Genomic DNA, 17,023 nt, shown 5'->3' with positions numbered 1-17,023 from the left:
TTTCGTGGCTGCCGAGCAAGATTGCGCATCGATGCGATCACAACCTACCCCCCACCCAGTTCGCCACGATCAGCCCCGGCACGCTGTCCAACGCCCGGTCTGCATCCCGCGCCAGATCCAGCCGCTTCGGCAGCTTGACCTGTGGCACCAGCAGGAAGATCGGCGCAGTGACCTTTCCGCGCCCGGTCTTCGACCGCGACACCACCGCCTGGCCTTTCGTGTTCAGCCGCCCCTCGGCGACCAGCAGGCTGGGGCCCGTCCGGCGATAGACGAAACGCAGGCGGAGGCCGCGTCGCCGCTCCCATTCACCGGGGGTGATCCGGCCGCCGCGCAGGGATTTGCCCGCCGCGGGCAGCGGGATCGCCAGCCAGAACCCGTTCTTCGATCGGATCAGCGGCCCGGTGTCATGCGCACCGACGATTACCGGCGCCTTCGACCAGACCAGCGCCGCAGCCTCAAGGCTCTCGCCCGACCTCGGGAAGTTCTGGCTCCGGATCGAGTTGGCGAGCCGTGTACCAAGCCCCGCGCCGGTGATCTGCAACCGCCACGCCGTCTTCAGCCCAGTCCCGGCCTCGCGAATGGCGGCGGTGACGGCCCGTTCACCCGCCGCGACCTCGGCCGCCATCATCGCGACGATGTCGGGATCGATGTCGAGCTTCAGTTTCACGCGGGCCTCAGGTCGACGGTCCAGACCAGCCGCTCGCGGTCGCGGACCGGCTCGCCCTGTATGAGGAAGGCGTCGCCGTCGATCTCGATGCGGTCGCCGGGACGCGGGTTCGCCACCTCGGCCACGCGCAGGTCGATCCGGGTGGTTTCGGACCAGAGCCGCGCGTCGCCGAAGTCGGTGACCGCGTCGGCGCGACGGGCGACGGCACGCACCAGCACGGGTGTACCGCCGTCGGCGATGTAGACCGCGTCCCGGCCGATGTTCGGATCGGCGAAGAGCGCGCCGATGGCGGCGGCGAAGGCCGACATCAGAACGTCGCGTTCAGGCGCACCCGGCCGATGGTGTCGCCGGCGCCGCTCGCCACCGCCTCGACGGCCGCGCCGATGAGGGTGTTGTCGGTCGCGACGGTCGTGGTGCGCTTGTTGGTGTCGTCCCAATAGACCTTGGCGCCAACCGTCCACGCCTGGGAGCCGACCTTGGTGATGTCGAACACGCCGACGAGCGCGGTCTCGACGGGCTCGCCAATGGCGGCGGCACCCGCGGCGATGCCGAAGATGGAGCCGACGAGCAGGCCATCGCCGGAGGCGACGGCATAGGGCGCGGTCAGGGTGATGGTGTTGCCGGGCTGGACGTAGGTTTTCATGATGGGGATCCTCGTGGAAAGACGAAGGGCGGCCCGTCAGGACCGCCCGTGTGTCAGGGTTCAGGAAGCGCGCCTTACGCGCCCGGGTTCTTGTAGAGGCCGCGCCAGTCGATGGCCTTGGCTCCGAAGTCGAGGCGGCACTTGATCTCGACCCCGTCGACGTCGAAGCCGTTGCGCGTCTCGATATAGGCGCCCTGCTGGCCCTCGAGATAGGCGTACTCGATGGTGTCGATCTGGTTCGGGCTGGCCGCCAGATACCAGGCGGTCTCGCTGGCGGCGTCGAGCCGGGGCTCGCTGATCGGCGCCAGCGTCCTGATCGACTGCGGCACCACGCTGGACGTCGCGGCGGGCACGAGGTTCTGGGCCACCAGCTGTTCGGCTTTCAGTTCCAGTGAGGCCGGCACGATCAGGAAGGCAGGCCGGACGTTCAGCACCGTCTTCTTGTCGAGGCCGGTCTGCTTGGCCATCGCCGCGCGCGCCGCTCCGACGCTGCTGACATCGAGCGCCGCGCCGGTGCCTGCCAGGTTCTTGTGGGTGGTGTGGAAGAGCGCATTGCCGTCGGCCATCGCCGGGTTGGCGGTGATGATGCCCCAGACCACGTCCGACTCCAGCTGGGCGATGGAGTTGCCGTACATCGCCGGGATGCGGGTGAAGGCGTCGAGATCGTCGTTGATCAGCGTCTGACGGGTGATGGCGACCACCCGGCCATAGGTCTTGACCTTGTAGCTCTCCTTGCTCTCGCCCAGCGTGCCGCGCTTGAACTCGCCGCTTTCGCCGACCTCGAGCAGCTGCGGGGCTTCGCCGAGCTGGACGCGATGCATCGCCTTGAAGTCGGTCGCCAGCACCTGGCGACAGAACAGCATGAAGGTGCGGGGATAGGCCTCGTAGGCCTGCCGCAGCGTCTTGTTGGTGACGGCCGACAGGATCTCGGGGAAGTCCGAGGTCGAGTGCAGCGCGCGCGTCGCCACCTCGTCACGCGACAGGCCGCGCGTGTTGACCCCGGCATTGCCGAGGCTTTCGCGGGCGAGCTCCAGCAGCGTCATGCCGCGATACTGGCGCGCGGCGTCCTCGAGCTGGAACAGCGTTGGGCTGTAGCGGTGCAGCAGTGCGTTCGCCACCGCGTCACGGCGGGTGATGCACTCGTCTCGGCCGCCGAGCGGGACGGAGACATGGGGGAAGTTCCGGGTCTCGTCGGATTTCGCGGCGACCTGGTCGAGGATCAGTCGGCGGGACTCGTCGATGCTGACGCCGCGCTTGACCAGATCCTCGGCGAAGCCGCGCTCGAGGTTCAGCCGCCCGGCCAGATCGTAAATGGTGGAGACGCGGTCGCGCTCGGCCTCGCGGGCGCGGGTGGCGACCACTTCGGTATCGGGCGCGGGAGTTACCTGCGTCTTCTGGCTGCGCGTCTCGCTGGCCGCGACCTTCGGGTCGGGCGCAGCCGGTTTCGGCTCGGTCATGGGGGTGTCCTCGGTATCATTCGGCTCGGTCGGCTGGGTGTTGGCGGGGGTTGCGGCGTCGCTCGCCGGGGTCTGGGTCGTGTCCGTCATCGGGATCGGTCCTTTCGTGGTGGAAGGGGCGTCCCGGCGGTGGAGGACGCAGTCGTGAAGGGGGTGCTGGGCGCGGAAGCCCGCTGCTGGGTCGGCTCCGACCGCGACGGCGGAGACCTCGAAGGGCGTCCAGTCCACCGCGCGCCAGAGCTCGCGGGCGCCATCAGGCTTCGAGATATCAAACCGGTGGACCTGGTAGCCGATGGAGACGGCGCGGATGTGCCCCGCCTGGATGTCGCGCCAGATCGGCTCGACATCGGCACGCTCGCTGATCCGGACCAAGGCGATGCCGCGACCGTTCTCGATCCGGGCCGAGCCCGGCACGACCGAGCCGATCACCGCGTCGAGCGTGTCGAGCTCGTGCACCTTCAGGAACGGCGCGCCCGCGTTCAGCCGGTCGAGCCGGACATGGGCCGGGTCGAGGCTGAGTTCCTCGTCATAAGGCTCGCCGAAGAAGGTGGCACGGCGGACGCGAGCCCCGGCCGACCAGACCACCTCGACGGTGCGGTTGTCGGCATCGGCCGTGTTCGGCGCAAGCTCCGCCGACCGGCGCATGGCCGGCAGTTCGATCATCGTGTCCATGAAGGTCAGTCCTGTTGGTCGGCCTGCGCCGGGTCTGTATCCGCGTCGGCGGAGGGGTCGTCGGCGTCTGGTTCGTCGGCGGCCGGATCGTTCGCCGGATCGCTGGCCCCGTCTTTGGATTGTGCGCTGCCGGTCTTGGTGACGCGGCGAGGGTCGCTGTCGAGGACCAACCCCAGCGCGTCGAGCTTGGCGTTGGTCGCCGCGATCTCGGCCAGCACGGCGTCGGGGTTGCGGCCCTGCCGGGCGATCACCTCGGCCAGCGTCATGGTGCCCGAGCGGATGGACAGCAGGTTCGCCATCGCGTCCTTCTGCGGATCGACCGCCTCGAACTTCGGCGGCGACCATTCCACAGGCACGATCGGCGACGGGATCTGCCCCGCCGCCCATGCGGCTTCCGTGAACCACCGCCACACCGGGGCGCAGAACATCGGGATGAACAGCTGCCATTGGACGGCGTCGATCTGGCGGCGGAACTCCACGAGACCCGCCCGGATCGAGGAGTAGTTCACTTGGGACAGGTCCCCCGTCAGCAGCTCGTAGGGCACGCGGAAGCCTGCCGAGATCGTGTGCAGGCTCGCGCGCTTGTATTCGCCGTAGCCGCCCGTCGCCGAGGGCTGGTTGAAGCGGATGTCCTTGCCGCCGCGGGCATAGGCGATCAGCCCCGGCTCGAACTGTTCCACCCGGTTGCCGTCGGCATCGACCACGGAGGGCGCGATGCCCTGTTGCGCCTCGTCGTCGCCGAAGACGATGGCGGTGACGCAGGCCTCGGTCTTCTTGCGAACCAGTTCGGCCACTTCATAGTCGTCGAGATCACGCAACGACCGGATCACCGGCGCGCCCCAGGGGACGCCGCGCGCTTGCGTGCGCTGCTTCTCGTAGACATGGGCGATCTCGGTCGCGGGGACCGGGCGGCTCTGCAACCCGTTCTGCAAGGCCCCGTAGGCGTCGCCCGGATGCTCGGCATGCAGCCAGTAAGCCCGGCGCTTCCCGACCGGGTCGAACTCGATCCCCTGCACGAGGCGCCCTGCGCCGAGGGCTCCGGACTTGGTGGCGTCGAGGAAGTCGGCTTCCAGCACCTGCAATTGCAGCGGCACCGGCAGGCCGTCGCTCGCGCGCCGCAGGCGGCGGCGCACCAGAACCTCGCCCGCCTCGACCATCTCCCGGCAGATCAGCGTCTGCAGGCCATAGAAGTCAAGCTGGCCATCGGCGTCGCAGTCCGCCGTCCAGCGTTCGAAGAGCGCATCGACCTTCCGGTCCAGCTTGTCGTCGCCGCTAGCGGCGCGGGGCATGATGCCCGCGCCGATGATGTTGTTGACCAGCACCGCCACGGCCTTGGCCGCATGCGGGTTGTTGCGCACCAGATCGCGCATGCGGTCGCGCAGCAGCGCCCCGGCGACGCCGATTTCGGTGTCGGCCGAGGATCCCGGCGCGCGCCAGCCGTCCGTCCGTCGCCCGCGCGCCGCGCCGTCATAGCCACGCGTCAGCGTCTCGAATGCCTGACGCGCCATCACGCGCCGAGCCGCCATGCGCGGCGCCACCGTGGCGATGGCGTGGTCGAACCAGGTCGCCGACATCAGCGATCCCCGCGCGAGAAGCCAGCGAGCCCCGCCACGGGCAGCGGGCGGCTGAAGCCCGCGATGGCGCGCTCGATGGTCCGGATGCGGGCGAGCAGATCCTCGGCCGAGCCGTAATCCACCGACTTGCCGTCATAGCTGACGCGCGTCGTGCCGCTGGCATAGGCCCGGCGCAGCGCCGAAAGCTCGGTTTCCGTCCAGTCGATCATGTTCAGAACCATCCCTCCCGCCGCCCGAGCCAGTCGGAGCGGCGCTTGCCCTGCGGGGCCTGTCCCGGCCGGTTGATCTGCCCGGCGGGATCGGTGTCGGTGGGGGCGGCCCCGAGCTGATCCTCGAGGTCGCGCCATTTCTCGTCGGGCCAGCGGTCCGCGCCCGCGATCCAGGCGGCTGCGCGGGCGTAGACCCGGCAATCCAGCGCCTCGTTGCGCTCGCGCAGCTTCTGCCATTCCAGCCGGGCGAAGCCGCGCTTGGTGCGCACCGTCACCAGCTGCTCGGCCACGAACTGCTTCAGCCATTCGTTCTCGACCCAGTGCGGCAGGTGCACCGAGCCGGGCGGGAACGCCGCCCCGTCGGCCATCTCCTCCTCGGTCGGGCGTGCCAGCCGCAGGAAGCGGTAGGTTTCGGCCTTGAAGGTCGAGACCGCCACGGTCCAGAGCCGCGCCCCGCGCCGCAGGCGTTTGCCGCCCTCGGTCGCGTCGACAAAGGTCGGCCCCGACACCGGGCTCGAGCGGTTGAACCCCTCGACGCCCTTGACCGGCGACACCTGCGCGAAGCCTTGCGCCCGCGACCAGGAATAGACCGCCGGGGCCTCGTAGCCGGTGTCGATGGCGAGCCGCGCGATCCTGAGATGCGCGCGGCGTTCATGCGGCCAGGACCTGTCCAGCAGCGCGGTCAGCTCCGACCAGGCGTCGTGCCGGTCGGGCCCGCCCTCGATGACGACGTGATCGACGAGCCAGCTTTCCAAGCCGCGACCCCAGGCCCAGACATCGACCTCGATCCGGTCCTTCTGCACGTCGGCTCCGGCTGTCAGGAACAACCCGCCTGCTGGCACCGTGCCGGATTTCCAGCGTTCGCGCCGGTCGTAGAGCCGCTGCCAGTCGGGCGCTTCCCCGGTCTCGACCCATGTCTCGCCGAGGATCGTGTTGCGGAACGCCTTGATCGCCTCGTCCGACCCTTGGGCTGCTTCCCATGACCGCACGATCCGCTCCCAGCTCAGCCAGCCGATCGGCGAATAGAGCGCCGAAAGGTGATACCCGACCGTGGTCGGATCGGCGGCCGTGGCGGTCGCCCGCCATTCGCCGCCCTCCAGCATCGCCGTCTTGTGGTGTTCCGCGATTGCCGCGTCGCAGCCCTCGCAGTGATACTCGGCCGTCTCCGGGCGGCCCTTTTGCCAGCGCAGCCGGTCGAACTTCAGCCATTGTGCGTGGCCGCATTGTGGGCACGGCACGAAGAACCGACGCTGGTCGCTGGCCTCGTACTCGCGCTCGATGCGCGACAGCCCCCGGATCGTGGGCGTCGAGACCAGCAGCACCTTGCGCCGGTGGGCGAAGGTCAGGGAGCGCGCCTCGGCGAGCGTGACCGGATCGCCTTCCTCGTCGGCCGAGGCGGGATAGGCGTCGACCTCGTCGAGGAAGATGTAGCGCGCCGGGGTGGACCGAAGCCCGACCGCCGAGTTCGCGCCCGTCATGATCAGGATGCCGCCCGCGAACTCCTTCGAGAGCATCGTGTTGCCCGCATCGCGGGATCGCGCGGGCTTCACCCGCTCCCGCAGCTCTGGGCTTTCATCGATCAGCGGGTCGATGCGCTGGCGCGAGTTGCGCTTGGCCAGTTCCACGGTCGGCTGGACCGCCAGCATCGGACCCGGCGCCTGGTGGATCGCGAACCCGATCCAGTTGTTGCCCGCCTCGGTCGCGCCGACCTGCGCCGCCTTCATGAACACGATCCGCTGCGTGGGATCCCCCGGCGACAGCCGGTCCATGATCTCGCGCATGTAGGGCGTGCGCACGGTGCGATACCGCCCCGGTTCGGCTGAAGCCCGCCCCGAGAGCATCCGGTGCCGGTCCGCCCATTCCGAAACGGTCAGGTCCGGGTCGGGCCGCAACCCGTTGCCCCAGGCGCGGAGGATCTCGCCCGCGCCGTCGAAGTCGATCAGGCCATCATCGTCACCGGAAGTCGGGCCGGACCTCGGCGAGTTCGTCGAGGTGGGCGCGTACATGTTTCTCCAGGACCTTCTGCATCGCGGCTGGCTCCACGGTGATCTGCTGGCCGGTCACGTCGGCGCACGAGGCTGACAGTTCGGCCGCCATCAGCGCCGCCGCGCGTGCAGGCCAGTTCACCCACGCGTCCCGTTCCTCCCGCGCCAGCCGGAACACCAGCGCCAGCGCGCGGGCCCGCTCGATCAACTCCCCCTTCAGCTTCTGGAGCCGGATGCGCCGCTCCTGCGCTTTCAGCACCTCGTTCGCGGTCTTCGCCTGCAGGAAGGTCGTGCCGCCGCCGACGGCCGGGACTGCCAGCCCCTGTTCACGCAGCGTGTCGCCAACAGCGGCCACGGCCGCCTCGGGGACGGGCTTCAGCTTCGGCGTGGGCGGCTTGCGGGTCTTGGACGGGTCGGTCGTCTCGGCACGTCTGGCGTCGCTGGCGGCCGCGTTGATGCTGCCGTCGGGATAGAGGACCAGCCGCTCGGCGGCCTTGGCCTTCTGGATCGCGCCCCGCGACAGCCCGACATGCGCGGCGTACTGGCGCTCGCTCATGCCCTGCATCGACGGCTCCGATTATCTATCGAAATTATGTTCTTATCGAGTTGATAAGCAGCGCGACCGGAGCGAACGTCCGTTCAGAAGGACGATGCAACTCACCAAGGAGCCATCACGATGACCACGCGCCTGAACCCGATCACCACCCCGCGCCACGAACTCCGCGCCGAGAAGGCGCGCCGGAATAAGGAAGCCGCGCTCGCGGCCTTCATCGGCAAGAAGGCCGAGATCGACGAGATGCTCGCCCGGCTGCAGACGCTGAGCGACGACCACTTCAACGCCCACCCCGACGAGATCAACTGGGGCCATGTCGGCACCCTCGAACACTACGCCAGCCTCCTGAAGCGCATCACCGACAGCGCCTTCGGCGAGGGCGAGCACGCCCGCTGATCTCCGGCACTGCCGGAACTCCCGCCGCGCGCCCTGCGCGGCTCGGGGTCGTAGGAGGCGCCGCATGACGCGGGCCCGAATACGGAGACGATCCCATGACCAAGCTTTCTGACACCCAAGCCATCATCCTCAGCGCCGCCGCACAGCGCGAGGACCGCATCGCACTGCCGCTGCCCGAGAGCCTGCGCGGCGGCGCCGCTGCCAAGGTGGTCGGCGCGATGCTCGCGAAGAACTTCCTGCAGGAGGTCGACGCCGACACGCGCAAGGGCGAGCTTATGTGGCGCGAGACCGGAGACGGCCACGGCGTCACGCTGGTTGCCACCGACGCGGGCCTTGCCGCCATCGGGATCGAGACCGAGGACGCGAACCCCGCGCCTGCGGGCGCGACGGACGCGCCTACCGAGGAGGCCGCGCCGGACACCCCCACCGTAGCCGAAACCGCGCCCAAGACGCGCACACCGCGCGAGGGCACCAAGCAGGCCACGCTGATCGCCATGCTGCGCGCACCGGACGGCGCGACCATCGAGGAGATCATGGCCGCGACGGGCTGGCAGTCGCACACGGTGCGCGGCGCGATGGCGGGGGCGCTGAAGAAGAAGCTCGGGCTCGAGGTGACCTCGGAGAAGGTCGAGGATCGGGGGCGCGTGTACAAACTCCCCGCCGCCTGACGCGCCGGACCCCGACAAGCTGATGACCGCCGTCCCTACGGGGCGGCGGTCGATCATTTGGCGCTCCGCATCCGGGTCGCCTCGAACACCCGCCGCAAGGCGAAGGAACGGGCGATCGAGACGACGGTGAAAATGGCGCCCATCTTCAGGTTCTGCGCCAGCGTCGTGTGCAGCCCGAAGATCGGGAAGATCAGGATCTGCGTCACGACCGCGACGCCGTAGCCGACGATCACGTTGGCGACGGACTCGACCAGCGACATGAGGCGGGTCTGCTTCATGCCGCTGCCTCATCCATCGGCCAGCAGTTCAGCCGCGAGAGTTCGCAGCGCATGCGCCGCAACCAAGGGGACCACGCCGTTGCCACAGAGGCGAAGCCGGTCCACCCGGTGGGCCAACCCACCAGTGCCTCGACGAACAGCGGGTTCAAGGTCCGGCGCGGCTCGGAGGTATCGCTCCCAGCCATCGGCGTCACCAGGACCTGGCGGCCAAGCAGGCCGTTCACCGGCGTGTTCGCGAGTGTCGTCGCCCCGTCCTTGTGATCCCGCGCCGTCGGCGTCATCCACAATCCCACCGCATGGGTCAGATCGGCCGTCTTGCGGTTGCCCGCGCTCGGCTTGCAGCCGTCGTTCGCCATCGGCGTCGGCCAGTCCCGCGCCATGCGGTCCAGACCCTTCTCGTCTCGTCGTTCGCCGCCCCGGCTGCGGAAACTGTCGGTCTGCGGCGTGGGCCACATCGCAGCCGTGGTCGCCAGGTTCATGCCGTGCTGGCCCGCTTTCTGCGACGGCGTCGGTATTGTCTGCCTGTTCTCGTTGGCGCTGGCCCTTGGCGTCGGCCAGAGCCGCAGCAGTTCCGTCCGGTTCCCGCCACTCGACCGGGTGCCAGAGCAGGCGCGCGGGGTCGGCCAGCTCGTCCCCTTCGCGGATGGCGAGGATGAAGAGCCGCTCGCGCTTGTGGGGCGCGCCGACTTCCGCCGCCGTGAAGAGGCCTGCCGCAAGGCGGTAGCCCATGCCGACCAGTCCTGCGGCGACTTCGGGGAAGCCGAGGCGGAGATGATGGGCGACATTCTCGAGGAAGACGAAGGGCGGTTCGACCTCGCCGATGATGCGGGCGACATGCGGCCAGAGGTGGCGCGGGTCGTCGGCGCCCCGGCGTTTGCCCGCGACGGAGAACGGCTGGCACGGATAGCCCGCAGTGACGATGTCCACCGCGCCGCGCCACGGGCGGCCGTCGAAAGTTGCAACATCGTCCCAGACAACAGCCTGATCCAGGGACGCGTCTTCCATCCGCGCCACGAGAGTGGCTGCGGCGAAGGTTTCCCGTTCGACATGGCCCACAGCACGATATCCGGGGATGGCGATGGTGAGCCCGAGGTCGATACCGCCCGCGCCGGAGCAGAGGGAGAGGCCGAACAGACATGCGTCTCCGGCTCCGGAAGCGTCTCCGGAGGAAGGTAGAGCCAGGTCATGCATGTCACGCGGCGGTCTGGCGCTTTCGCGCGGGTTCGGGTTCGGCGTCCGTGTCCGGCGTATCGGTGACGTCGCCCAGCCGCTCCGCCTTCACCTGCGCGAAGGTCCGGCCGTCGCCGTCGAGGATCGCGTCCTTGTCGGTTTCGGCCTGCCAACGCTCCACGGCGACATCGACATACGCCGCGCTGATCTCCATTGCGAAGACGCGGCGGCCATTGGCCTCGCCCGCCATGATCTGCGACCCGGAGCCGGAGAACGGCTCATAGCAGAGGCCGCCCCGCGCCACATGCTGGCGCATCGGGATCCCGAAGGCGTCGAGCGGCTTCGGCGTCGGATGGTCAGGCCGGTCATCCTTGGCGAAGCTGGGAAGCGCCCATGTCGATGGCAGCGTTTCCTCGGCCACCTTCGGCGGGCGGTTCGGGCGACGCCAGCCCATGAAACAGGGCTCGTGCTTCCAGAGGTAATGCGACCGGGTCAGGACGCCCCGGTCTTTCACCCAGATGATTTGCTGATGCACAAAGGCGCCTGCCTTCTCCCAGCAGGCTTCCAGCATCGCCTGGCGGCGCGAGGCGTGCCAGCAGTACCAGGCAGCATCCTCGGCGATGGCTTCCGCCACGGCTGCAGCGATGAACCCGTCATAGAGTTCCGCGCCCTGCGAACTGTCGTCCCAAGTCGTGCCGTAGGACGCCGACCAGTCCTTGTTGCGGGTCGGATGGTTCGAGCCGTCGTAGTCGACGAGATACGGTGGATCGGTCGCGAAAAGGATCGCGCGCTCACCGTTCATCAGGCGGCGCACATCGGCCGCGCTGGTGCTGTCGCCGCAGAGCAGCCGGTGATCGCCGAGGATCCAGAGATCGCCCGTCCGCGACGCCGGATTGCGTGGGGGTTCGGGGATGGTCACCGGCGGCACGGAGCCCCCGGCGCCCTCTTCCTCGCCGCCACCGTCGAGATCGAAGGCCAGCAGCTTGTCGAGTTCGCCATCGGAAAACCCGACCAGCGACAGGTCGAAGTCTTCGGCCAGCAGGTCGTTCAGTTCCGCCGACAGCAGCGCCTCGTCCCAGGTGCCGAGTTCCGTCAGCTTGTTGTCCGCAATCCGGTACGCCCGGCGCTGCGCTTCGGTCAGGTGCCCGAGCACGATCACCGGCGCCTCGGTCAGCCCGAGCTGCGTCGCGGCCAGCACGCGCCCGTGGCCTGCTATCAGTTCGCCGTCCTCGCCGACGAGGCAGGGCACGGTCCAGCCGAACTCGGCCATGCTGGCGGCGATCTTCGCGACCTGATCCGCGCCATGCGCCTTCGCGTTCTTCGCGTAGGGCTGGAGGCGCGACAGCGGCCACGTCTCGATCGCGTCCGGGGCGAAGCTCAACGTCATGATGGGCACGGTTCCTCGGTCGGGTGGATGCCGGTGGCTTCCGGACTCCGGATGCCGGGCCGGACTCCACACGGGGTCCAGCGGCCACCAGCGGTGTCCGGTCGGAAGGCCAGCGTTCATTGGTGTTTGCGCGGGGCGCGCGTGGCTCCGGCTTCCGGGTGGCTTCCCAAAAATCCGGCCCTGTCGCTGGCGATGTTCCGCGCTTCGCCCGCCAGCATACGAATATCGCCAGGAAGGAACCGGAAACTGCCGTGGGCTGGACCCCGGCCGGACCCTCGCTGGATGCCGGGGTCCAGAAGGCCCCCGTCAACGCAAAGGGGAGAGCGAGCTTTCCAGCGCACTCTCCCCATCTTGCCTTCGGAATAGCACGATCATGTTGCAGATGTCGAAGGAAAAAGTGTTGCAACACATTGGAGTCACTGCGCATTCAGGCGCGCAGCGATCTTGGTCAGGGCCAATTGCCAGCGCCGCCATGCGGTCGTGCGGTCGCAGCCAAGCTCGCCGCTGATCTGCTTCCACGGCACACGGGCCGCGCGGGACCAGACCAGCTTTCGCTCCGCCTCCTCGATCCAGAGCACCCAGTCGAAGGTCTGCTCGAGCCGGGTGATCGCGGCGGCCGAGGGCCAGACCCGCATCGGCTGCGGTTCCATCGCCGCGATCTCGCGGCTGGTCCGCACGATGTCGGGCCAAAGGTTGAAGTAGCCCTGCGCCTTCACCGGCGGCAGCTTGCGCAGGGTGCGGAACGCTTCCTCGAAATGATCGGCGACGCAGTCGGCGGTCCATTCGCGATCAGCCATGGCGCGCCTCACTGTCGGAAGGGCGCGGGCCGTAGAGCTTCTCGCCGAGCTGGCGGACCAGTTCACGTTCGGGCCAGGTGAGGCGGTCGTCATCGGCGGAGACCGCCAGGACGCCCTGTTCCCGCCAGCCCTCGCGCTTGACCTGTTCAGGATCCCGGCGTCGGCCGCCGTAGCCACGGGGATGCCATCTCATGCGACACCTCCCTTCGTCTCGATCGCCCAGAGCAGGATAGCGATGGCGTCGGCCTCGTTGTCGTCGGCCGGGCTGAAGCCGCGGGCGCGGACGGCGGCGACCATGGCGGCCTTGTCGGCGTTGCCCTTGCCCGAGGCGTGGCGCTTGATCGTGCCGACCGGGACGCCCTCGTAGGGCACGCCGCGCAGTTCCGCCCATGCGGTCAGCGTGGCCATGAGCCCGCCGTAGATATGGCTCGCGTCGGTGCCCGCGTGGCGGCGGACTTCCTCGAACCAGATCGCGGCGACTGGACCGGACAGCCGGTCGATCTCGGTCAGCCAGTTGGTGAAGCGCAGGTAGCGCATACCGCCGCCATCGAAGCGGCCCGGGCGCAGCGAGACGGTGCCGCTGGTGATCAGACCGTCATGGCCACGGATCGCCCAGCCGGTCGAGGTGCCGAGGTCGAGCGCGAGGATGCAGCGGTTGCGGGGGGTGTCGAGCGGCGGCGATTCAAACCTTGCGCCGTCGGATTTCGGGATCAGAGTCGGCTGAGCCATGATGGGTCTCCTTTGCCGGGGGCCTGTGGTGGTGGAAGACGACGGCGGTCTGGTGCTTGGCGGTACGGGGCCGGCGTCGTCGGATCGGAAAGCACAACACACCGTCACGGCGGCGCGCGCGGCTGGCCCGGACGTATGGGAGGAGTGGCCACCCCCGCGGGGTGGCCCTCCCATACGTAGTATGGGGGTTTGACACCTAACTGTTCCGGGGTGTTCAAGTGGCTGAAATCATTGCGGAATAAGACTTCATGAAGTCTTCGGGCATGAGTCAGGGACCTAACTCTTATTTTCCCGTAACCCGTTGATTTCATTGAGTGCACAGTTGGCGCTGTCATATGAGTCAGGCCTCACTCATATGAGTTAGGTCGTCCTCGAGCCCCTCCGGGTAGACCCAGACGGCGGGGTTTTCGACCTGCAGGCAGAGCCCGGATTGGGGGCATTTGAAGTGGCTGGGCAGGACCGGACGGGCGGTTGTGGTGACCTCGCCGGTGTCCGGATCGACCTCCTCGAAGGGCGCGCCGAACTGCATGCCCTCGACGCAGAGGTAGCCGAACCGCGACCGGGTGATAGGGAAGCCGAACCCCGAGGGGTCGCGCAGGAACTTCACGAAGCCCTTGGTCGCCAGCACGCTCAGGCGCTCGCGGATGGTGTGCTTGCTGCCCAGACCGCCACGGTTCTCGAAGGTCTCGGCGAACTGCATGGCGGTGTAGAGGCGCTCGCTCGCCGCCTCATCCAGCAGCATGCCGAGGATGACATCGTGCTTGCGCAGCCGTTCGGCATCGAGCTTGGCGCCGACCTCCTTGCGCACCAGGCGCTCGTTCAGCGGGTTCAGCTCGACCCACTCTCCCTTCACCTTGTCGATCAGCTTCCCCGGCAGCGCGGGGCCGTTCCGAAGCTCGATCTCCAGCCTGCGGACGGTGCTGTCCTCGTCGGGTCGGTGCATGAGCAGCCCGGAGGTGTAGAAACCCCGCAGCGCGCTGGCGCCGGAGAGCGCGAGGAAGGGATCGTCCTTGACCTGGTGCTTGGTGACCTTGCGGGTGTGGTGAGCGAGGATGACGCCCGCATCCGGATTGACCGCCTCGCGCAGGAGCTCCACCCGGTCCTTCAGGAAGAACATCATGGCGGTGTTGTCGTTTTCGCCGCCACCCTCGGGTCCGCCGTCGAAGAGATTGCGGATGGGGTCGATGACGATGATGTCGGGTGGCGCGTCGGGAAATGCGGCCCGGATCGCCTCGGCCACTCGGGCGACGCCCTCCGCGTCCAGCAGCAGCTTCAACTTCGGCGTAGCGATGAAGGTGTCGCGCGCGGCGGCGATCACGGCGGCGGGCAGCGCGATCTGCTGCATGCGTTCGCGCAGGTAGTGATACTGGATCTCCGCCTGCAGGTAGAACACGCGCAGCGGCCGGGGCGGCATGAAGCCGAGGAACGGCACGCCAGCGGCCATGTGCACGAGCCATGAGATCAGGAAGTCGCTCTTGCCGACCTTGGGCGCGCCGCCCAGCACCAGCAGCCCGCCCGGCGTCAGCACGCGCGGCCCGATGACGTCCTCGGGCATCGGGCTCGTGTCGTCGAGCAGCGAGCCGAGGCTGAAGGTCGGTAATGGGCTGGCCGGGGCATCGGCGTGCGCTGCGCGCAGGAGCGGCGGACCGTTGCGCTTCACATGCAGCGCCCAGAGCCGTTCGGACTCGGCCTGCAGCCGATCGAGCGGCCAGGACGGGCGCAACATGGCGGCGTTGTAGCCGCAGATCGCCTCCCAGCCCGCGAAGGGATCGAGGCGGCCCTCGTGCACCAGGCGAACGTAGTGGCCGATGGCGGCGCTGGCCCCCTGGAAGCGCGACCAGTCGTCGACCGCGCCTTCGCGCACCGGCGTGGTGAGCACCGCGTCGATGCCGGGCTTCGCGGTCGGCGCGGCAACGTCGCTGGCGAAGCCCACGCCAGGCAGCGGCGGCATCTCGGCGACCTTCTCGGTGAAGTCCGCAAGGTCCACCTCGACGTCGCGATGTTCGCGGATCTGCACGAGGCGTTGATGGCCGTGCTTGTGATAGACCGTGCCGGGCACCCGGATCGGCTGGTGGGCCGAGCGGAAATGCGTGTCGCCGCCGACCTTCACGGCGATCTCGCCGCGCACGCGGCAGAGGGTGGCCAGCTCTTCGCCCTCGGCCGGCTCGGTCAGTTTCCACCAGACATGGAGCTTCGCAGCACCCTCGGGCGTACGCCCGCCGCTTTCGATGATGAGCGTGGGCGCGCCGAGGTGGCGGATAACGTGGTCCAGCTTCGCCGGGATGTCGCCCGCGTCGAGATCGACGACGATGGCCTGCATCTGCAGCACATCGGCGGCGCGGGCCTGACCCTGCTCGGCGACCGTGCCGGGGATGACATACACGGCCGCGCCCTCGCGGTTCGCCCATGCGGCGAAGGTCGTGAGTTTCCCCGGCGCGGTGTCATCGGCGGGGATCCAGATGTTGTGCGGCTTGCCGTCCCGGCCCTGACCCTTGTCGACGAAGCCGCGCAGCGGGATCAGCCCCTCGCACCAGCTGAACACTGTATCGAGGAAGACGGCGATCTGCTCGGGGCCCGGGTCGCAGCCGAACGGGTTCTCGGACGGCGGCCCATCGTTGAAGTCCATCCACGGGTTGAAATGCAGGATGCCGTCGTCGCTCATGCCGGCAGCCTCCAGCAGCGCTCGGACCACGGGCAGAAACGGCATTCGAAGAAGTCGGGTGTGGTCGCGACGCGCGGCAGCAACTCGCCCGCATCGGTCGCCTGCAGGATCCGCACGCCCCGGTCGGACATGCGCTGCGCGAGATCGGCGTCGAAGGCGACCAGCTCGTGGTGAAGCTCGGCGGTGTCCTTGTTGATCGCGGTGAAGAGCGCGGGCGCGACCGAGATGCTTGGGACCGTCCCTTCCATGTAGGCCTGGTAGACCGCGATCTGGGCGGCGTAGACAGGCTTCGACATGGTCACGCCATCCTTGACGCAGGCCCGCCAGTTCTTCGCGTTCATGGTCTTGCATTCCCAGAGCGCGGGAACGGTCAGACCGAAGCCCTCGGGCCCGGCGGCGATGATGCCGTCGACATGACCGCGAATGCGCCCGCCCGCGACCGAGAACCCGAACTGGCCGCCATCGGGCCGGTTGCCCTTCCGGGTGTAGAGGTCGAAACCCGCGCCGCGAAGCCAGGCGACGGCCAGATCCTCGAGCGCGTGGCCGATGGCGAAGATGCGCAGCGACTGGCCGCTGAACTCCTGGCCCTCGTCCTTCGGCGTCGCCGTGAACTCGAACTGCAGGGCCCGCTCGCAAGGGTGCCCGAGACGCGAGCCGCCGAGGTAGTCGCGGGGCGGCCGCGTCGCCTGATCGGCGGTCAGCGCGCGATCGATGGCGGCGTTGACCCGGTCGGCGAAACTGGGCCGATGATTGTAATCGAGGGTCAAAACGGCACCTCCGGCGTCTGCGTCCGGGCGATGTCGGACATGGCCTCCCGGAAGCCCTCGACGGCTTCCTCGATCAGCGCGCGCACCTGCGCCTCGGTCAGTTCGCCGAGCTGGGTGGCCCAGCCGATCTCGTCCATCAGCAGGGCGACGCGTTTCATGGTGGCGGTGATCGCGGCGCGCTCTTCCTCGGTCAGATCAACCATGGCGAAACGCTCCCGCGCCAAGCGCGTCCAGAAGGACTGGCAGGGCATCGAGCAGAACCAGACCGATGGCCGGGGTCGCTTCGACTGGTGCGGATCGAACCAGCCAAAACCACGAGTGGGTTGCCGGCAGACAGCACAGAGCGTTCCACGCGGATGCCAGAGCCGCCGCCGGTCCGCGGCCGTGATGGGGGTGGATGTGGACATGG

General features: G+C 68.7%; 19 protein-coding genes and 1 pseudogene. 2 read left to right on the top strand and 18 right to left on the bottom strand.

The genetic code is table 11. The features are described from left to right. Positions 1 to 37: 37 nt before the first annotated feature. The 8 genes from EOJ32_RS10415 to EOJ32_RS10380 form a co-directional block, all read right to left on the bottom strand. The gene (locus EOJ32_RS10415; RefSeq protein ID WP_062563545.1) at positions 38 to 667 is read right to left on the bottom strand and encodes a DUF6441 family protein; all 630 of its coding nucleotides are present in this window, start codon (positions 665 to 667) and stop codon (positions 38 to 40) included. Further along, positions 664 to 975, bottom strand: a complete 312-nt coding sequence (locus EOJ32_RS10410) for a hypothetical protein (protein ID WP_062563544.1) — start codon at positions 973 to 975, stop codon at positions 664 to 666. Before EOJ32_RS10410 ends, EOJ32_RS10415 begins: the two co-directional genes overlap by 4 nt. Further along, on the bottom strand, positions 975 to 1,310 hold the full coding sequence (locus EOJ32_RS10405) for a DUF2190 family protein (protein WP_062563543.1): 336 nt from the start codon (positions 1,308 to 1,310) through the stop codon (positions 975 to 977). Before EOJ32_RS10405 ends, EOJ32_RS10410 begins: the two co-directional genes overlap by 1 nt. 74 nt (positions 1,311 to 1,384) lie before the next feature. Beyond that, positions 1,385 to 3,439, bottom strand: coding sequence for a prohead protease/major capsid protein fusion protein (locus EOJ32_RS10400; protein ID WP_127898516.1), 2,055 nt, complete (start codon positions 3,437 to 3,439; stop codon positions 1,385 to 1,387). 5 nt (positions 3,440 to 3,444) lie between these two features. After that, complete coding sequence (locus EOJ32_RS10395; RefSeq protein ID WP_127898515.1) at positions 3,445 to 5,013, bottom strand: phage portal protein; 1,569 nt, start codon at positions 5,011 to 5,013, stop codon at positions 3,445 to 3,447. Further along, a complete protein-coding gene (locus EOJ32_RS10390) occupies positions 5,013 to 5,234 on the bottom strand; it encodes a phage head-tail joining protein (protein WP_221288083.1) in 222 nt (73 codons plus the stop codon). Before EOJ32_RS10390 ends, EOJ32_RS10395 begins: the two co-directional genes overlap by 1 nt. Further along, a complete protein-coding gene (locus EOJ32_RS10385) occupies positions 5,225 to 7,228 on the bottom strand; it encodes a phage terminase large subunit family protein (protein WP_083548831.1) in 2,004 nt (667 codons plus the stop codon). Before EOJ32_RS10385 ends, EOJ32_RS10390 begins: the two co-directional genes overlap by 10 nt. Continuing rightward, a complete protein-coding gene (locus tag EOJ32_RS10380) occupies positions 7,176 to 7,772 on the bottom strand; it encodes a hypothetical protein (RefSeq protein WP_028720223.1) in 597 nt (198 codons plus the stop codon). Before EOJ32_RS10380 ends, EOJ32_RS10385 begins: the two co-directional genes overlap by 53 nt. Positions 7,773 to 7,883: 111 nt before the next feature. Between EOJ32_RS10380 and EOJ32_RS10375 the strand changes: the two genes are divergently transcribed. Both EOJ32_RS10375 and EOJ32_RS10370 read left to right on the top strand, forming a co-directional pair. Continuing rightward, complete coding sequence (locus tag EOJ32_RS10375) at positions 7,884 to 8,156, top strand: hypothetical protein (protein ID WP_028720222.1); 273 nt, start codon at positions 7,884 to 7,886, stop codon at positions 8,154 to 8,156. A gap of 95 nt (positions 8,157 to 8,251) precedes the next feature. Then, entirely contained in the window at positions 8,252 to 8,824 is a 573-nt protein-coding gene (locus EOJ32_RS10370) for a DUF3489 domain-containing protein (protein ID WP_028720221.1), read from the top strand. A gap of 53 nt (positions 8,825 to 8,877) precedes the next feature. Here the strand turns inward: EOJ32_RS10370 and EOJ32_RS10365 are convergent, their stop codons facing one another. The 10 genes and pseudogenes from EOJ32_RS10365 to EOJ32_RS20410 all read right to left on the bottom strand — a co-directional run bounded on the left by EOJ32_RS10365 (position 8,878) and on the right by EOJ32_RS20410 (position 17,021). Beyond that, positions 8,878 to 9,102 carry a hypothetical protein gene (locus tag EOJ32_RS10365; protein WP_127898514.1) on the bottom strand — a complete coding sequence of 75 codons (225 nt, stop codon included), beginning with the start codon at positions 9,100 to 9,102 and terminating at the stop codon, positions 8,878 to 8,880. Beyond that, positions 9,099 to 9,581 carry a hypothetical protein gene (locus EOJ32_RS20420; protein WP_240542558.1) on the bottom strand — a complete coding sequence of 161 codons (483 nt, stop codon included), beginning with the start codon at positions 9,579 to 9,581 and terminating at the stop codon, positions 9,099 to 9,101. Before EOJ32_RS20420 ends, EOJ32_RS10365 begins: the two co-directional genes overlap by 4 nt. Before the next feature lie 202 nt (positions 9,582 to 9,783). After that, positions 9,784 to 10,293: pseudogene (locus EOJ32_RS20415) on the bottom strand (DNA cytosine methyltransferase); the annotation flags it as partial. 1 nt (position 10,294) lies between these two features. After that, positions 10,295 to 11,659, bottom strand: a complete 1,365-nt coding sequence (locus EOJ32_RS10355; RefSeq protein WP_093359550.1) for a site-specific DNA-methyltransferase — start codon at positions 11,657 to 11,659, stop codon at positions 10,295 to 10,297. A gap of 416 nt (positions 11,660 to 12,075) precedes the next feature. Continuing rightward, a complete protein-coding gene (locus EOJ32_RS10350; protein WP_127898512.1) occupies positions 12,076 to 12,456 on the bottom strand; it encodes a DUF6362 family protein in 381 nt (126 codons plus the stop codon). Further along, positions 12,449 to 12,649, bottom strand: coding sequence for a hypothetical protein (locus EOJ32_RS10345; protein ID WP_127898511.1), 201 nt, complete (start codon positions 12,647 to 12,649; stop codon positions 12,449 to 12,451). The genes EOJ32_RS10350 and EOJ32_RS10345 overlap by 8 nt, the downstream gene beginning before the upstream one ends. Beyond that, positions 12,646 to 13,185: a hypothetical protein gene (locus tag EOJ32_RS10340; RefSeq protein ID WP_127898510.1), complete on the bottom strand. Its 540-nt coding sequence runs from the start codon at positions 13,183 to 13,185 to the stop codon at positions 12,646 to 12,648. The genes EOJ32_RS10345 and EOJ32_RS10340 overlap by 4 nt, the downstream gene beginning before the upstream one ends. Positions 13,186 to 13,525: 340 nt before the next feature. Then, positions 13,526 to 15,847 carry an AAA family ATPase gene (locus EOJ32_RS10335; protein ID WP_240542405.1) on the bottom strand — a complete coding sequence of 774 codons (2,322 nt, stop codon included), beginning with the start codon at positions 15,845 to 15,847 and terminating at the stop codon, positions 13,526 to 13,528. Continuing rightward, complete coding sequence (locus tag EOJ32_RS10330) at positions 15,844 to 16,614, bottom strand: hypothetical protein (RefSeq protein ID WP_127898508.1); 771 nt, start codon at positions 16,612 to 16,614, stop codon at positions 15,844 to 15,846. Before EOJ32_RS10330 ends, EOJ32_RS10335 begins: the two co-directional genes overlap by 4 nt. Next, entirely contained in the window at positions 16,611 to 17,021 is a 411-nt protein-coding gene (locus EOJ32_RS20410; RefSeq protein WP_240542404.1) for a DUF6511 domain-containing protein, read from the bottom strand. Before EOJ32_RS20410 ends, EOJ32_RS10330 begins: the two co-directional genes overlap by 4 nt. Positions 17,022 to 17,023: the final 2 nt, after the last annotated feature.

The sequence above is a fragment of the Paracoccus sp. Arc7-R13 genome, from assembly GCF_004010775.1.
GTDB classification, from domain to species: Bacteria; Pseudomonadota; Alphaproteobacteria; order Rhodobacterales; family Rhodobacteraceae; genus Paracoccus; species Paracoccus marcusii.
The sequence above is the reverse complement of the archived record's forward strand: the minus strand, read 5'-3'. Positions and strand labels throughout refer to the sequence as shown.

Coding starts and splice junctions, on each gene's coding strand:
- EOJ32_RS10370 (WP_028720221.1), top strand. CDS start 8,252: ATGACCAAGCTTTCTGACACCCAAGCCATCATCCTCAGCGCCGCCGCA.
- EOJ32_RS10410 (WP_062563544.1), bottom strand. CDS start 975: ATGTCGGCCTTCGCCGCCGCCATCGGCGCGCTCTTCGCCGATCCGAAC.
- EOJ32_RS10400 (WP_127898516.1), bottom strand. CDS start 3,439: ATGGACACGATGATCGAACTGCCGGCCATGCGCCGGTCGGCGGAGCTT.
- EOJ32_RS10365 (WP_127898514.1), bottom strand. CDS start 9,102: ATGAAGCAGACCCGCCTCATGTCGCTGGTCGAGTCCGTCGCCAACGTG.
- EOJ32_RS10335 (WP_240542405.1), bottom strand. CDS start 15,847: ATGAGCGACGACGGCATCCTGCATTTCAACCCGTGGATGGACTTCAAC.
- EOJ32_RS10390 (WP_221288083.1), bottom strand. CDS start 5,234: ATGGTTCTGAACATGATCGACTGGACGGAAACCGAGCTTTCGGCGCTG.
- EOJ32_RS10395 (WP_127898515.1), bottom strand. CDS start 5,013: ATGTCGGCGACCTGGTTCGACCACGCCATCGCCACGGTGGCGCCGCGC.
- EOJ32_RS20420 (WP_240542558.1), bottom strand. CDS start 9,581: ATGAACCTGGCGACCACGGCTGCGATGTGGCCCACGCCGCAGACCGAC.
- EOJ32_RS20410 (WP_240542404.1), bottom strand. CDS start 17,021: ATGTCCACATCCACCCCCATCACGGCCGCGGACCGGCGGCGGCTCTGG.
- EOJ32_RS10405 (WP_062563543.1), bottom strand. CDS start 1,310: ATGAAAACCTACGTCCAGCCCGGCAACACCATCACCCTGACCGCGCCC.
- EOJ32_RS10375 (WP_028720222.1), top strand. CDS start 7,884: ATGACCACGCGCCTGAACCCGATCACCACCCCGCGCCACGAACTCCGC.
- EOJ32_RS10345 (WP_127898511.1), bottom strand. CDS start 12,649: ATGAGATGGCATCCCCGTGGCTACGGCGGCCGACGCCGGGATCCTGAA.
- EOJ32_RS10380 (WP_028720223.1), bottom strand. CDS start 7,772: ATGCAGGGCATGAGCGAGCGCCAGTACGCCGCGCATGTCGGGCTGTCG.
- EOJ32_RS10350 (WP_127898512.1), bottom strand. CDS start 12,456: ATGGCTGATCGCGAATGGACCGCCGACTGCGTCGCCGATCATTTCGAG.
- EOJ32_RS10385 (WP_083548831.1), bottom strand. CDS start 7,228: ATGTACGCGCCCACCTCGACGAACTCGCCGAGGTCCGGCCCGACTTCC.
- EOJ32_RS10355 (WP_093359550.1), bottom strand. CDS start 11,659: ATGACGTTGAGCTTCGCCCCGGACGCGATCGAGACGTGGCCGCTGTCG.
- EOJ32_RS10340 (WP_127898510.1), bottom strand. CDS start 13,185: ATGGCTCAGCCGACTCTGATCCCGAAATCCGACGGCGCAAGGTTTGAA.